Annotated in this window: 12 protein-coding genes and 1 tRNA gene; 5 read left to right on the forward strand and 8 right to left on the reverse strand. The window is 61.5% G+C overall.

The window, feature by feature from the left end; genetic code table 11:
* The first annotated feature begins 29 nt into the window (after nt 1–29).
* Nucleotides 30–106: transfer RNA gene (locus Q7V03_RS12785), tRNA-Met, on the forward strand.
* Nucleotides 107–382: 276 nt separating this feature from the next.
* Here Q7V03_RS12785 and Q7V03_RS12790 read toward each other — a convergent pair.
* From Q7V03_RS12790 to Q7V03_RS12820, 7 genes are read right to left on the reverse strand one after another with little or no spacing between them, the layout of a single operon-like run.
* Nucleotides 383–1198, reverse strand: a complete 816-nt coding sequence (locus Q7V03_RS12790; RefSeq protein ID WP_304925980.1) for a TIM barrel protein — start codon at nt 1196–1198, stop codon at nt 383–385.
* A 24-nt stretch (nt 1199–1222) separates the two neighbouring features.
* The gene (locus tag Q7V03_RS12795; RefSeq protein WP_304925981.1) at nt 1223–2293 is read right to left on the reverse strand and encodes a Gfo/Idh/MocA family protein; all 1071 of its coding nucleotides are present in this window, start codon (nt 2291–2293) and stop codon (nt 1223–1225) included.
* 13 nt (nt 2294–2306) lie between these two features.
* Nucleotides 2307–3284, reverse strand: a complete 978-nt coding sequence (locus Q7V03_RS12800; RefSeq protein ID WP_304925982.1) for a Gfo/Idh/MocA family protein — start codon at nt 3282–3284, stop codon at nt 2307–2309.
* Nucleotides 3281–4399 carry a Gfo/Idh/MocA family protein gene (locus Q7V03_RS12805; protein WP_304925983.1) on the reverse strand — a complete coding sequence of 373 codons (1119 nt, stop codon included), beginning with the start codon at nt 4397–4399 and terminating at the stop codon, nt 3281–3283. The genes Q7V03_RS12800 and Q7V03_RS12805 overlap by 4 nt, the downstream gene beginning before the upstream one ends.
* Nucleotides 4396–5355, reverse strand: a complete 960-nt coding sequence (locus Q7V03_RS12810) for a hydroxyacid dehydrogenase (RefSeq protein ID WP_304925984.1) — start codon at nt 5353–5355, stop codon at nt 4396–4398. The genes Q7V03_RS12805 and Q7V03_RS12810 overlap by 4 nt, the downstream gene beginning before the upstream one ends.
* Complete coding sequence (locus Q7V03_RS12815) at nt 5355–6164, reverse strand: HpcH/HpaI aldolase/citrate lyase family protein (protein ID WP_304925985.1); 810 nt, start codon at nt 6162–6164, stop codon at nt 5355–5357. The genes Q7V03_RS12810 and Q7V03_RS12815 overlap by 1 nt, the downstream gene beginning before the upstream one ends.
* A complete protein-coding gene (locus Q7V03_RS12820; protein ID WP_304925986.1) occupies nt 6161–7600 on the reverse strand; it encodes an NAD-dependent succinate-semialdehyde dehydrogenase in 1440 nt (479 codons plus the stop codon). The genes Q7V03_RS12815 and Q7V03_RS12820 overlap by 4 nt, the downstream gene beginning before the upstream one ends.
* A 241-nt stretch (nt 7601–7841) precedes the next feature.
* Here Q7V03_RS12820 and iolD point away from each other — a divergent pair, with 241 nt between their 5' ends.
* From iolD to Q7V03_RS12835, 3 genes are read left to right on the forward strand one after another with little or no spacing between them, the layout of a single operon-like run.
* Entirely contained in the window at nt 7842–9701 is a 1860-nt protein-coding gene (iolD, locus tag Q7V03_RS12825) for a 3D-(3,5/4)-trihydroxycyclohexane-1,2-dione acylhydrolase (decyclizing) (RefSeq protein WP_304926004.1), read from the forward strand.
* Between the two features lies 1 nt (nt 9702).
* Nucleotides 9703–10596, forward strand: coding sequence for a myo-inosose-2 dehydratase (gene iolE / locus Q7V03_RS12830; RefSeq protein ID WP_304925987.1), 894 nt, complete (start codon nt 9703–9705; stop codon nt 10594–10596).
* Nucleotides 10593–11396: an SDR family oxidoreductase gene (locus Q7V03_RS12835; protein WP_304925988.1), complete on the forward strand. Its 804-nt coding sequence runs from the start codon at nt 10593–10595 to the stop codon at nt 11394–11396. The genes iolE and Q7V03_RS12835 overlap by 4 nt, the downstream gene beginning before the upstream one ends.
* Here the strand turns inward: Q7V03_RS12835 and Q7V03_RS12840 are convergent.
* Nucleotides 11393–12493, reverse strand: coding sequence for a MurR/RpiR family transcriptional regulator (locus Q7V03_RS12840; RefSeq protein ID WP_304925989.1), 1101 nt, complete (start codon nt 12491–12493; stop codon nt 11393–11395). The two genes, Q7V03_RS12835 and Q7V03_RS12840, sit on opposite strands and share 4 nt — an antisense overlap.
* On the opposite strand from Q7V03_RS12840, the gene xylF reads away from it, so the two are divergent.
* Entirely contained in the window at nt 12465–13487 is a 1023-nt protein-coding gene (gene xylF, locus Q7V03_RS12845; RefSeq protein WP_304925990.1) for a D-xylose ABC transporter substrate-binding protein, read from the forward strand. The genes Q7V03_RS12840 and xylF overlap by 29 nt on opposite strands.
* The last annotated feature ends 57 nt before the right edge of the window (nt 13488–13544 follow it).

The following is a 13544-nucleotide window of genomic DNA, read 5'->3' on the forward strand; positions in this document are numbered from 1 at the left end:
GTTCCCACACAGATAACGGGAACAACCGTCGCGGGGTGGAGCAGCCCGGTAGCTCGTCAGGCTCATAACCTGAAGGTCACAGGTTCAAATCCTGTCCCCGCAACCAAAAATATACATGATATCAAATAGATAGAACCCGACACAAACAGTCGGGATTTGGCTTGTGCATTTCTTGTCAACGCCTGGTCAACGTTTGAAGAGTCGCGGTGAGAAGCGGGGGACTTCTTGCTTCTGCATGCCGCCGGCACGAGTGTTAACCGCGCGGATTGCGCCGCATGGTCAGGTAAATCTCACTTTGCGTTCTCGGCCAGCCACGACGTCATCAGCGCGATCTCGCCAACTTGTGCTGCGATGATTTCATCGGCAGCGGGTGGTCCGGCCTTCAAGTCAGCCGCGCTGCGCCCATTACATAATCAAGGGACGCACGCAGCCGTTCGGTCAATTTCGGATCGTTCTGGGTTTCTGGACTAAACGGTTCCATGGAGACAAAACCACGATATCCGGCGTCAACCATCGCACGCAGGCGGGTGATGTTGCCGACGCGGTCGCCCAGAAACACAAAGCCACGGTCAGGTTCGCTCAACTCGTCCGGCCGCAGATCCGGGCGGGCGATGCCCGAGATGTGGACCAATCCGATGCGATCCGGGAACAGGGCGTCATCGCTGGCGCGGAAATGCTGGAACGTGTCATGGCACAGATGAAAATCACTGCCGCCGACGGCGTCCATAGCCGCAATGGCCTGCGCCTGACGGTTCATCGACGAATGGCGCATGCCCAAGGGTTCAACATACCCAATCACACCTGCGTCGGCAAAGATCGGCTGCAGCGCGGCCAGCCCTGTGCACAGCCGGTCATGGGCATCCGCGTGCTGATCGTCGCCGGGCCGGTGGGCGGGGCAGAGCACAACGCCGGGCGCGCCCAGTTCGGCGGCATAGCCGATCAGCCGCCTGGCTTCTTCGGCCCGGGCAGGTGTCCAGTCATTGAAGCGTTGCAGGGCGTTGACAGAAGCCAGAACCAGCCCGGCATCTGCCAGCCGGGCCTTGAGTTCAGATGCGGGCATGCCGTCGGCAAACTCCTGCCCTTCGATGTCATTGCGCAGTTCGACAGCGCTGACGCCGACGGTCTGCGCAAGGGCTATGAACTCGGACAGGCTCAGTTGTGGGGCACAGGTGCGGTTCAGGGCAAAGGTTACGGTCATTGATCTGGTCTTTGGTTCAAGGGGTTACAGCAGCAGGCGGTGCGTGGCGACAGGGGCCATGCGGACCATGTCGGGCGTGGGATGGCGGATACGGGGTGGGGAGCTGATCTGTTGCGGCTTGCCGGTTCTGGCGGCGGCCTCGATGGCGATCAGGGCGCGCATGTCGGCAAGACCTTCGGCACCATCCGCCTCGGGCGGGGTGCCTGCCGCGATGCAATCGCTGAAATAGGCCACCTGTGCGCCGAAATGGTCGATCTGGGGAAAGGTGGTTTCGGTGGTCACGCCAGCGGTGCGCAGACGCAGTTTCATGGCGCAGTCGAACTTGAAGGCCGGGTCCAGCTCCAGATCGCCCTTCGATCCCACCACGCGGTAATTGTCGACTTCGCCCGCGCCGAAAGATGCCACGAATTGCGCGATGCCCCCGGACGGAAAACGCAGCGTGGCGGCGATGGTGGCCTCAATCTCGGCAAAGCGGGGGTCACCCTTGGGCTGGTGGGTGGTGGCTGTCGCCTCAAAGGGTTCTTCGCCAAAGATATGGCGGGCGGCATTGACGCAATAAACCCCGATGTCCTGCAACGGTCCGCCCCAATGCGCCGCACTCAGGCGGTGGTTGCCCAAAGCCGACTGAAAGCTGAACAGCGACTGGAACAGCAACGGCGTGCCGATGCTGCCCTTGGCGATATGGTCAAGCACCGCCAGCGTTCCGGGTTCATGGTGCAGCCGGTAAGCGGTCATCAGGAACACGCCAGCGGCCTTGGCCGCAGCAATCATCGCCTCGGCCTCGGCCACCGAAACGGCAAGCGGCTTTTCCACCATGATGTGCTTGCCCGCCCGCGCCGCCCGGATGGCGTAGTCGGCGTGCATGGAATTCGGCAGCGCAATGTAGACAGCATCAATGGTGTCCGAGGCCAGCAGGGTGTCATAGTCCGTATAGCCAACCACCTGTGGGATGTTGTGAAAGGCCGCCAGTTTTGCGCCCTTGTCCAGATCGCCGGTCACAATGGCCGCGATGGTGGAATTGCCGCTTTGTGCTGCGCCGGGCAGGAACGCCTCTTGGGCAATCCAGCCTGCGCCAACCACTGCATATCTGATCATTGGTTTCTCCGGTTCAGGCGTAAAGCGCGGGGCGCGCGAGGGGGAAGGTCAGGGTGATCTGGCCGCCCGAGGTCATCCCGTCCACGATCTGTTCGGCAATGGCGGTGGTGACATATCCATCCCAGGCACTGGCGCCGACTGTGCGGCCTGCAAGGGTGGCATCGACCCAGGCCTGCATTTGCAACCGGTAAGCTTCCGTAAAGCGGGGCACCCAGTTGGGCGGGAAGTCAAAGCTTTGCGTGGCCGCAAGGTTGGTCAACACCCGCGTTGGCGCTGCCATCTCGACCGTGCCCAACCGGCCCACCATTTGGGCGTGAACGTGATAGCCGTAGCCCGCGTTCATGTGAACCTCGGTCGAGACGATCTCGCCTTTGTCGCTTTGCATCGTCACCATCATCGGATCGCCACCCGGGGCCGAAGTGACACGCGCCGTCACCATTTCCGAGCCAAGCAGCCAGCGCGAGATGTCGATTTCATGGACGAAGGAATTGGTCACGGCCATGGCCCCGGTGAACCAATCGGGCGCAGACAGATTGCGGTGGATATTGTGCAAAAGGACCGCATTGCCGATACGGCCCGAGGTGCGGGCGCTGTGCATCTCGACATACGCCGGGTCAAAACGGCGCATGAAACCAACTGTGACAAGGCGGCGGCCCAAGGCCGCCTCGGCCTGCACAATCGCCAGACCTTCGGCGGCGGTGGCGGCGATGGGCTTTTCACACAGCACCGGTTTGCCGGCGGCAAGACAGGCCAAAGCGTATTCGGCATGGGTGGCATCGGGTGAGGCGATGACGACCGCCTGCACTGATGCAGATGCGATCAACGCATGGGCATCGGTAAAAACCGCCGCGCCCTGCGCCGCCGCCTTGGCGCGGCTTTCGTCCGCGTCACAGACGGCAGCAAGATGCGCGCCGCTGGTACTGCTGCGCAAAAGGCGTGCGTGTTCCGCCCCCATCACGCCGGTGCCGATCACGCCGACGGCGAGGGTCATGCGACGTCCAGCCAGCTTTGGGCTTTGGACGACTGTTGAATGGTTTCCACCAATGTCTGGATGCGCAGTCCGGCGCGGAAGTTGAACGGCTCGGGCGATTTGCCGGCAATGGCGTTGATGTAGCCAGCCACCTCGATGGCCTTCAGGTCATTGAAGCCGATCTGGTGGCCCGCGGCGACGCAGAACAGACCATAGGGCGCGTGGTCGGGGCTGGCCTCGATCCGCCGGAAGCCCTGACGGCCCTTGGCGTCAGCGGTGGAAAAGTAGTTGATGACGTTGAAATGTTCCTGACTGAAGGCCAGAGCGCCCTTGGTGCCATAGACCTCAAAGTCATGTTGCATCTTGCGTCCGGTGGCGATCCAGTTGCCCTCGATGCTGCCGGTCGCACCATTGTCAAAGCGCAGGAAGGCGCGGCCCACGTCGTCTACCGTCACAGCCTTGCGCCCGCCGCGCCCGTCGGGGCGTTCCGCAATCATGGTGATGCAATCGCCCATCACGCGGGTGACCCTACCGCAAAGAAATTCGGCGGTGGCCAGTGCGTGGCTGCCAATATCGGCCAGGGCACCGCCGCCTGCCGGATCATGGCGGAAGGTATAGCTGCCCGCCGGATCGGCCATGTAATCTTCGCAATGGATGCCGCGATAACCCCGAATGTCGCCCAGCTCGCCCGCTGCGATCATGTCGCGCGCCAGAGCCAGCATCGGGTTGCACAGATAGTTGAAGCCCACTTGCGTTTTCACCCCGCGGGCCTCGGCGGCCAGCGTCATTTCCAAGGCATCCGATGCCAAGGGGGCCAGCGGCTTTTCGCAATAGACATGCTTGCCAGCCGCAATCGCGGCCAGCGACATTTCCTTGTGCAAGGCGTTGGGGGCGGTGATCGAGACCAGATCAATCTCGGGGTTCGCCATGATCGTGCGCCAGTCCGTGGTGGCATGAGCAAAGCCCAAAGTCTGGCGGGCGCGCTCGGCTGCCTCGGGCGTGATGTCGGCCACCGTGTGCAGTTCCAGATCGAACGGCAGTTCGAACACGCGTGGGGCCGAGGTAAAGCCAAAGACATGCGCTTTGCCCATGAAGCCGGTGCCGATCAGGCCGATGCGAAGTTTGGGTTTGGTCATTGTATCGCGTCCTTGTTGACGATCAGGGCAGGGTCCAGACGCCCCGCGAAATGGTCCAGCACGTTTTGCACCGAGGCGATGGCCATGCGCTCGGCGGCCTCACGGGTCAGGCCAGCGGTGTGGGGGGTCAGGATCACCTGATCAAAAGCCAAAAGCGGGTGATCGGTGCTGGGGGGTTCGGCATCAAACACATCCAGTGCTGCGGCGGCAATGTGACCGGAGCGCAAGGCATCGGCAAGGGCGGCCTCATCCACAATGCCGCCGCGTGCCGTGTTCACAATGATGGCGCCGCGTTTCATGCTGGCCAGTTCAGCTGCGGCAATCAGCGGGCCATCCGCCTTGGGAATATGGACGGAGACGAAATCGGCCGCTGCCAACCCGGTGGCCAGATCGGCAACAGCGGCAGCCGGACCGTCGGGCCAGCCATGGGTCAACAGATAGGGGTCATAGGCCATGATCTTCATTCCAAAGCCCGATGCCATCCGCGCCAGATGCCGCCCGATCCGGCCATAGCCGATGATCAGCAGAGATTTTCCCGACACCTCGCACTGTTCAAGCCTGTTGCGCCAGCCCCACGGACCGGTGCGCACAGCGGCATCCGAGCGGATAAGGTGTTTGGCACAGGCGAGAATCTGCATCATCGCATGTTCGGCCACAGAGACCGAATTCACATCCCCCACGATGCACAAGGGGATGCCCCGCGCGTTCAGCGCCGCAACGTCGACCGCGTCATAGCCCACTCCGTGTCGCGACACGATCTGCAACCGCGCGCCCTTGGCCACGCTGGCGGCCCCCATCGGCTGGGTGCGGATCACCATTGCGTCGGCCTGTTCCAGAAAGGGCTGATAAGACGTCTCCGAGATTTCTTCGACGTGGTCGTAGGTAATCCCCGGCGTCTGGTCGAGAAGCGCCAGACCCGAGGGGTGAAGTTTGCCCGCAATCAGGATATGCGGCATCAATAGCCCCCCTTTTCCGTCTTTGCGGTGGCCCCATCTGTCAGCTTGCGAAAGCCTGTAACGGCGGCAGCCGCAGCGGCAGCAAGGAACCGGCTGTCACCGCCCACGGTGGTCATATCGAACCCCCAGCCGATGGCACGGGCGGCATAGTCAGGCGTGCCACAATGCAGGGCTGCGCGGATACCGTGCTTCTTGCAGGTCGCCACGATGGTTTGCAGCGCGGCAATCATCTCAGGCTCTTCCCGGTCAAAGCCTGGGGCAAGGCGACCTTGGGTCAGGGAAAGCGTCAGGTCGGCGGGACCGACATAGATGCCGTCCAGTCCGGGGGTGGCCGCAATGGCATCAAGATTGGCCATGCCTTCGGCAGTTTCTATCATGGCGAAGGCCAGCATGTTGTCATTCGCCTCAGTCGCGTAATTCGGACCTGCGGCGAAGGATACCCGGGTTGGGCCAAAGCTGCGCTGGCCAAGCGGCGGATAGCGCAAATAGCTGACAAAACGCGCCGATTCCTCGGCTGAATTGACCATCGGGCAGATGATGCCATAGGCCCCCGCGTCCAGCGCCTTCATGATGATGCCGGGTTCCAGCCACGGCACGCGGGCCATCAGCACAGCGCCCGACGCCCGCATCGCCTGAAACATCGGCAGAAGGTTGGAATAATCCAACGCACCGTGCTGCATGTCTATGGTGATGCTGTCGAACCCTTGGGCGGCCATGATCTCGGCGGTGAAGGGGTTGCCGATGCTGCACCAGCCGTTGATCGTGGGCTTGCCTGCGGCCCAAAGGCCTTTGAGTTTGTTCGGGATCATGCCCACACCATCTGGCTGGATTTCACATCAAGGTAGTCAAGGATCGCTTCGGTCCCGCCTTCGCGGCCCATGCCGGAATGATTGGTGCCGCCAAAGGGCGCCTCGGACGCCGCCATGGCGAAAGAGTTGATCCCGACCATGCCCGCCTTCAACTCGGCCACCGTGCGACGGGCGCGTTTCGGGCTTTGCGTGAAGGCATAGGCAGACAGGCCCATGTCGCTGGCATTGGCGCGGGTCAGCACCTCATCATCACTGCTAAAGCGGGTGATTGCGGCGATGGGGCCAAAGTTTTCGTCTGCCATTACCCCCATATCATCGGTACAATCGGTGATCACCGTGGGTTCAAAGAAATGCCCGGCGTTGAAACCGGTGGCGCGTTTGCCGCCTTGGGCCAGCGTCGCTCCGGCCTGCACGGCCCCGGCCACGATCTTTTCCATCTCGGCCAAACGCCCTGCATTGATCAGTGGGCCCATGCCAACCGATGGGTCAAGTCCATCGCCCAGCTTGATCGCTTTGGTGCGTTCCACGAAGCCGGAAACAAACGCATCATGCAGGCTGTCATGGATGTAAAAGCGGTCTGCCGTCACACAAACCTGCCCGGCATTGGCGAATTTCGTCGGCACGGCGGCGTTCAGCGCGGCTTCCAGATCGGCGTCGTCATAGATGATCAGGGGCGCGTTGCCGCCCAGTTCCATCGACACCTTTTTCATGGTCGCGGCGGCGTCACGGATCATCTGTTGGCCCACCCGGGTGGACCCGGTCAGCGATACCTTGCGGACAGCTTTTGAGGCCATGATCGGCGCATAGGTGGCGTCGGTTGGACCGATGATCAGGTTGACTGCGCCGGCCGGTAGGGTTCCGGCGCGGCAGCAGTCAACCATCACCATCGCCACGCCCGGTGTCTGAGACGAGGGGCGGACAATGATGGAGCAGCCCGCTGCAAGGGCGGGAGCGACCTTGCGCGCGATCAGCGCTGCGGGAAAGTTCCATGCCGTAAAGGCGGCGGCGATGCCGACGGGTTCATGGTGAACCTCAAACCGCCCCCCCGGCACACGGGATTCGATGATACGCCCATAGATGCGGCGGGCTTCTTCAGCGAACCAGCGAAACTGGTCGATGCAAAGCGCCCATTCGCGGCCCGACTGGGCGATGGGTTTGCCGGTTTCCAGCGAAATCATGCGCGCGGCTTCATTCGTGCGGCGCTTCATCTCATCGGCGATGGCGTGCAGGCTGTCGGCACGCTCGAACGCTGACTTGGCGCGCCACGCCGCGAATCCGGTGGCTGCCGACGCAATGGCGGCCTCGGTATCGGTGACGCTTGCCATCGGAACCTGTCCCAAGGCCTGCTGGGTGACTGGGCTGAAAACCGGAGCCGTCGTGCCGTCCTGGGAAGCGGTCCAAGTTCCATTGATGAAAAGTCCGAACCTGTCATACATGCGAGCCAACCTTTTTGGTGCGGACCATCTGGCCCTAAGACGAAGGACTTCAAAAAGGCGCTGGTGACAGGGTGTGCAACGCAGCAGCGCCAGTGGTCGCCGCATCAGCACATGTCGTTCCAGAATCCTCCCGATCCGTTGCAGCAACTATCATTGCAAAAGATTGCCATTGTCAATATTCGATGTTGTGGTTTATCGTTGTCAGCAACCTGAGGGAGGAAATCACATGGGCAAAGCAGACATGAGTCGGGCCACGATTCGACTGACGATGGCGCAGGCGCTCGTGCGCTACCTTTGCAGCCAGTTTACTGAAATCGACGGAGAGCGGGTGCCACTTTTTGCCGGCGTGTTCGGCATTTTCGGACATGGCAATGTCACCTGTCTGTCCGAGGCGCTGGAGGCGGTGCAGGAACAATTGCCCACTTGGCGCGGTCAGAACGAACAGTCTATGGCTTTGGCGGCCATTGCTTTTGCCAAGGCAAAACGGCGGCGGCAGATCATGGTGGCAACCTCGTCCATCGGGCCGGGGGCGTTGAACATGGTGACGGCAGCGGGCACCGCCCATGCCAACCGGCTGCCTGTGCTGCTGATCGCGGGGGATACGTTCAACAACCGCCTTCCCGATCCTGTGCTGCAACAGGTTGAGCATTTCAACAACCCGACGATGACGGTGAATGATGCCTTCAAATCCGTCACCCGCTATTGGGACCGCATCACCCATCCGGCGCAGATCATTGGGTCGTTGCCGCAGGCGATTGCCGCCATGCTTGACCCTGCCGACTGTGGGCCTGCCTTCATTGGTTTGCCGCAAGACACTCAAGAAATCGCCTTCGACTACCCGGCGGTGTTCTTTGAAGAGCGCCTCTGGTCGATTCCGCGTCCGCGCGCAGATCGGGACGCTTTGGCAAAAGCGATTGCCGCGCTGAAAACAGCCAAGGCGCCGCTGATCATTGCGGGGGGGGGTGTCCGCTATTCCGGTGCAGAAAACGCGGTGGCCAGCTTTGCCGCAAAATATGGGATTCCCGTGGTGGAAACCATCGCGGGCAAGGGCGGTCTGACACATGACCACCCGGTTCATTGCGGCCCCATCGGCATTGTCGGGTCCACGAGCGCGAATGCCCTTGCGGCCGAGGCGGATGTGATCATCGCCATCGGCACCCGTTTGCAGGATTTCACCACCGGGTCGTGGACAGCGTTCTTACAGGACGCGCAGTTCATCTCGATCAACGCGGCGCGGTTTGATGCCATCAAGCACCGCGCGATTGCCGTGGTGGGCGATGCCTTGGAAACCGTCACCGAACTGGACGCAGGCCTTGCCGACTGGCGCGCGCCGGCGGCACATCTGCCCCAGGCCAAGGCCTTGTTTGCCGAGTGGAACGCCCTGCTTGACCGTCATCAGGCCATCACAAACGCGCCGATCCCGTCTTATGCACAGGTGATCGGTGTGATGAACAAGACAGCGCGGCCCAATGATACCCTGATCGGTGCGGCAGGAGGAACTCCGGGCGAGATCACCAAGGGCTGGCGGGTGAAAGACCCCAATACCTTTGACTGCGAGTTTGGTTTTTCCTGCATGGGTTATGAAATCGCTGCAGGTTGGGGCCATGCCATGGCCAAGAACGGGGACGGAACCCCCATCGTGATGCTGGGCGACGGCACCTATATGATGATGAACTCGGACATCTATTCGACGGTTCTGACCGGGCATAAGATGATCGTCGTGGTCTGCGACAACGGCGGTTACGCGGTGATTTCGCGCCTGCAACAGTTCAAGGGCGTGCCGGGGTTCAACAACCTGCTGAAGGATTGCCGGATCACTGATAAGGCCAACCCGCTGCACGTCGATTTCGTCAAACATGCGGAATCGATGGGGGCTTTGGCGCGCCATTGCGACAGTTTGGCCGATCTGGAAGAGGCGCTGATCTGGGCGCAGACCACTGACCGCACCACTGTCATCTGCATCACCTCGGACGCCTACGCCTGGGTGCCCGGCGATGCGGATTGGGACGTGGGTGTGCCCGAAATCTCGGATCGCGACAGCGTCAACGCTGCCCGCGCCAGCCAAATTGCAATTCGCGCCAAGCAGCGCGTAGGAGTCTGATATGAAAGCGAAACTAGGGATTGCGCCGATTGCGTGGTGGAACGACGATCTGGCAGAACTGTCGGATGATGTGAGCCTTGAGGAATGCCTGCGCCAGGCCTCGGTTGCCGGATTTACCGGCATGGAAACAGGCCGCCGCTTTCCGATGGACATGGCCGAGCTTGGCCCGATCCTGAAGAAATACGGCATTTCGGTCTGTGGCGGCTGGTTCTCGGGCCTGCTGCTGGATGGCGATATCGAGGTCGAGAAAGACCGCGTTGCCGCCCAACATGCGTTCTTCAAGGCCGCAGGCGCGCCCTGCATCGTTTATGGCGAAACCGCGCGGTCGGTGCAGGGGATCAAATCTGCACCCTTGTCCACAAAGCCCAAGCTGACCGAGGCGGAAATGGCCGTCTATGGCCGCAAGGTCAGCGATTTTGCCGATTGGTGCGCGGCGAACGGAATGCCCATCAGTTACCACCACCACATGGCGGCGGCAGTTGAAACCGAGGCCGAGCTTGACCTTTTTATGAAGCATTCGACCGTGCCTTTGCTGTTCGACGCCGGGCACATGGCCTTTGCCGGCGGCGATGTTTTGCGCGTGCTGGACAGCCACCACAAACGCATCACCCATGTGCATACAAAAGACATCCGCCGGTCCGTGGTGGACGGGCTGGATCGCACGCAGGAGTCGTTCCTTGATGCCGTTGTGAAGGGGGCGTTCACGGTTCCGGGCGATGGCAGTCTGGATTTCGAGGCCATCGTCAAGGCCTGCGCCAGATACGGCTATGAAGGCTGGTTCGTGGTGGAAGCCGAGCAGGACCCCAAAGCAAACCCGCCGCTTTTGATGGCCCAGAAAGGCCACAAGGAACTGCTGCGCGTCATGGCGGCAGCGGGCTATGAGGTTCAGGCATGAACCGGATGGATGGCAAGATCTGCGTGGTCACCGGGGCCACCCAAGGTTTGGGGGCGGCCATCGCCCGCAGGTTGGCGGCAGCGGGTGCTGCCGGCATTGTCATCATGGGGCGCAATGCGGCCAAGGGGCAGGCGGTGGCCGACGGCCTGCCTTGCCCCGCGCTGTTCGTGCAGGCCGATTTCGGCTCCATCGCGGATTGTCAGCGGGTGATTGCCGAAGCGGACGCCCGCTTTGGCCGCGTCGATGTGCTGGTCAATGCCGGGGCGTCCACCGCGCGTGGCACCATCGTTAATACCTCGCCGGAAACGTTCGACGCCTTGTTTTCCACCAATGTCCGCGGCCCCTATTTCCTGATACAGGCGGCAATCAAACTGATGATCGCCAAGGGAATTCAGGGCGCGATCTGCAACATCGGCTCTATCTCGGCGCTCGCGGGGCAGCCTTTCATCAACGCCTATTGCGCCTCAAAGGGCGCGTTGACCACTCTGACCGCCAACACGGCCTTTTCGGTGATGGGCAACCGCATCCGTGTCAATCAGCTGAACGTCGGCTGGATGGCATCTGACAATGAGCGCGCCTTGCAAGAAGCGGAGGGTGGAACCGATTGGGAAGCGAAAGCGACCGCAAACCTGCCCTTTGGCCGTCTTGTCGACCCGGAAGAGGCGGCGCGGGCGGTCAATTTTCTGGTGTCCGACGACGCAGGCCTGATGACCGGGGCCATCGTCAACTTTGACCAATCCGTCTGGGGTGCCGTGCCGGGGGGTATGCCGGTGCCAGACGGACCGATGCAACTGTCCTAAAGGCTGGTCACCGTCGGGATGCGCGGGCTGTCGCGGTCTTTTTGCAGGCGCGCGGCCAATGCCACGGTCAGTGCCTGCGCCAGACACATGGGGGCGGCCAGGCTGCGCGAAAAGGTGTATTCATGTTCGGGTATCGCGAACAAAACCTGCGCCGATTTTGCCAGTGGCGACAGCGTGCTGTCGGAAATGGCCACCACGGGAATGCTGCGCCCGGCCACCTCGTCCACCACATTGACCACCTCTGTTGCGTAGAACCGGAACGACACCGCAAACAGCATGTCGCGTGGCTGGATCGCGCGCGCCATATGCGTGGTCAGGCCGCCCCCCGCATCCAGCAGAACCGTACGCTTGCCCAGCATGGTCAGCGCATAACGCAATAGATCAACCACTGGTGCGGACCGAAGCTGGCCCAGAAGATAGATCGTATCCGCCGCCTCCATCAGATCGGCAGCCTTTGAAATCTGCTCGGCCGAGATATTGGCCAGCAGATCCTGCAACGACGTCACATCGCGCACCACCAGATCGCGCAGGAACCCCAGATCGCTGCGGTCCTCCTTGGTGCCCAGTTCATCCTCCAGTGCCTTGATTCGGGCATCAAAGCCCGGTGCGGCAGTGGTCAGCCGGCGCTGGAAGACCGCCTGCAGTTCTTTGAACCCCCTGAACCCGAGAGACTGGGCGTAGCGCACAAAACTGGACGCATGGATGCCGGTTTTTTCGCCAATCGCGTTGACCGACATCACCGCGACGTCGTTCGGATTCTGCGTCAGATAGACCGCAATCTTCTGATAGGTCTTACTCATTTCTTCATAGCGGTCATGGATGACGCGGATCAGGTCTTCGTAGCTTTTGGGTGGAAACGTATCTGTCATCTGCCTGTTCCGTTCGATTTGGTGAACCTTGCCGTTGATGCGACTCGCTGGCAACCGCAATGTTTGGTGCGAGCGCCGGCTGTCGAAGATGAATTGTTGCATTTTATGTTGACAATGAAAATTGCAACATGACAATAGCTGCAAGGCACCGTGCCTGACCGGCCAGAGGAGAGCCGGAACATCCAAGGGAGGATACGAGATGACAAAAGCCCTTTTGCTGGCGACCACAGTGTTGGCCGGCCTGACCACGATGGCGCAAGCCGCCGACATGAAAGTCTGCGTCAGCTGGTCGAACTTCCGCGAAGAGCGTTGGAAAACGGACGAGGCCGCAATCAAAGGCGCGCTGGATGCCGCCGGTGCCGCGTATATTTCGGCTGATGCGCAGACCTCGGCCACCAAGCAACTTGCCGACATCGAGGGCCTGATCACCCAAGGCTGCAATGCCTTGATCGTGCTGGCACAGGATTCGGCCTCGATTGGTCCGGCTTTGGATGCGGCTGCTGACGCTGGCATCCCGGTGGTTGGCTATGACCGCATGATCGACGATCCCCGCGCGTTCTATCTGACCTTCGACAACGTCGAAGTTGGCCGGATGCAGGCGCGCGCCGTTCTGGCCGCGATGCCCAAAGGCCGCTATGTGATGATCAAAGGCTCTCCGGTTGACCCGAACGCAGACTTCCTGCGCGGCGGTCAGCAAGAAGTGCTGCAGGCCGCAATTGACGCCGGTGACATCACCATCGTCGCCGAAGCCTACACCGACGACTGGCAGCCTGCGAATGCGCAAAAGAACATGGAGCAGATCCTGACCGAAGCCGACAACGGTGTTGACGCTGTGGTCGCCTCGAACGACGGCACCGCTGGCGGTGTGGTCGCGGCGCTGACGGCGCAGGGCATGGCCGGTATCCCGGTTTCGGGCCAGGACGGTGACATGGCCGCGCTGAACCGCGTGGCGCTTGGCACGCAGACCGTTTCGGTCTGGAAAGACAGCCGTGCTCTGGGCAAGGCCGCAGGCGAAATCGCCGTTGCACTTGCCAGCGGGACGGCCATGGCGGACGTTGCTGGCGCTGCCAAATTCACCTCGCCGGGTGGCAAAGAGCTGACCTCGATCCTGTTGGCACCGCAGCCGATCACCAAGGACAACCTGAACCTGGTGCTGGACGCGGGCTGGATCGCCAAGGACGTGCTTTGCGCGGGTGTTACAGGCGTCGCTGTTTGCGAGTGATCTGATTGCAAAAGGAATGCCCCGGTCCTGCACGGGCTGGGGCGTTTTCCATACGGG

The organism is Cypionkella sp., from assembly GCF_030652235.1.
GTDB lineage: Bacteria > Pseudomonadota > Alphaproteobacteria > Rhodobacterales > Rhodobacteraceae > Cypionkella.

Excerpts from the sequence above, each read along its gene's own strand:
- Q7V03_RS12790 (WP_304925980.1), bottom strand. The coding sequence starts at position 1,198 with ATGACCGTAACCTTTGCCCTGAACCGCACCTGTGCCCCACAACTGAGC.
- Q7V03_RS12795 (WP_304925981.1), bottom strand. The coding sequence starts at position 2,293 with ATGATCAGATATGCAGTGGTTGGCGCAGGCTGGATTGCCCAAGAGGCG.
- Q7V03_RS12800 (WP_304925982.1), bottom strand. The coding sequence starts at position 3,284 with ATGACCCTCGCCGTCGGCGTGATCGGCACCGGCGTGATGGGGGCGGAA.
- Q7V03_RS12805 (WP_304925983.1), bottom strand. The coding sequence starts at position 4,399 with ATGACCAAACCCAAACTTCGCATCGGCCTGATCGGCACCGGCTTCATG.
- Q7V03_RS12810 (WP_304925984.1), bottom strand. The coding sequence starts at position 5,355 with ATGCCGCATATCCTGATTGCGGGCAAACTTCACCCCTCGGGTCTGGCG.
- Q7V03_RS12815 (WP_304925985.1), bottom strand. The coding sequence starts at position 6,164 with ATGATCCCGAACAAACTCAAAGGCCTTTGGGCCGCAGGCAAGCCCACG.
- Q7V03_RS12820 (WP_304925986.1), bottom strand. The coding sequence starts at position 7,600 with ATGTATGACAGGTTCGGACTTTTCATCAATGGAACTTGGACCGCTTCC.
- iolD (WP_304926004.1), top strand. The coding sequence starts at position 7,842 with ATGAGTCGGGCCACGATTCGACTGACGATGGCGCAGGCGCTCGTGCGC.
- iolE (WP_304925987.1), top strand. The coding sequence starts at position 9,703 with ATGAAAGCGAAACTAGGGATTGCGCCGATTGCGTGGTGGAACGACGAT.
- Q7V03_RS12835 (WP_304925988.1), top strand. The coding sequence starts at position 10,593 with ATGAACCGGATGGATGGCAAGATCTGCGTGGTCACCGGGGCCACCCAA.
- xylF (WP_304925990.1), top strand. The coding sequence starts at position 12,465 with ATGACAAAAGCCCTTTTGCTGGCGACCACAGTGTTGGCCGGCCTGACC.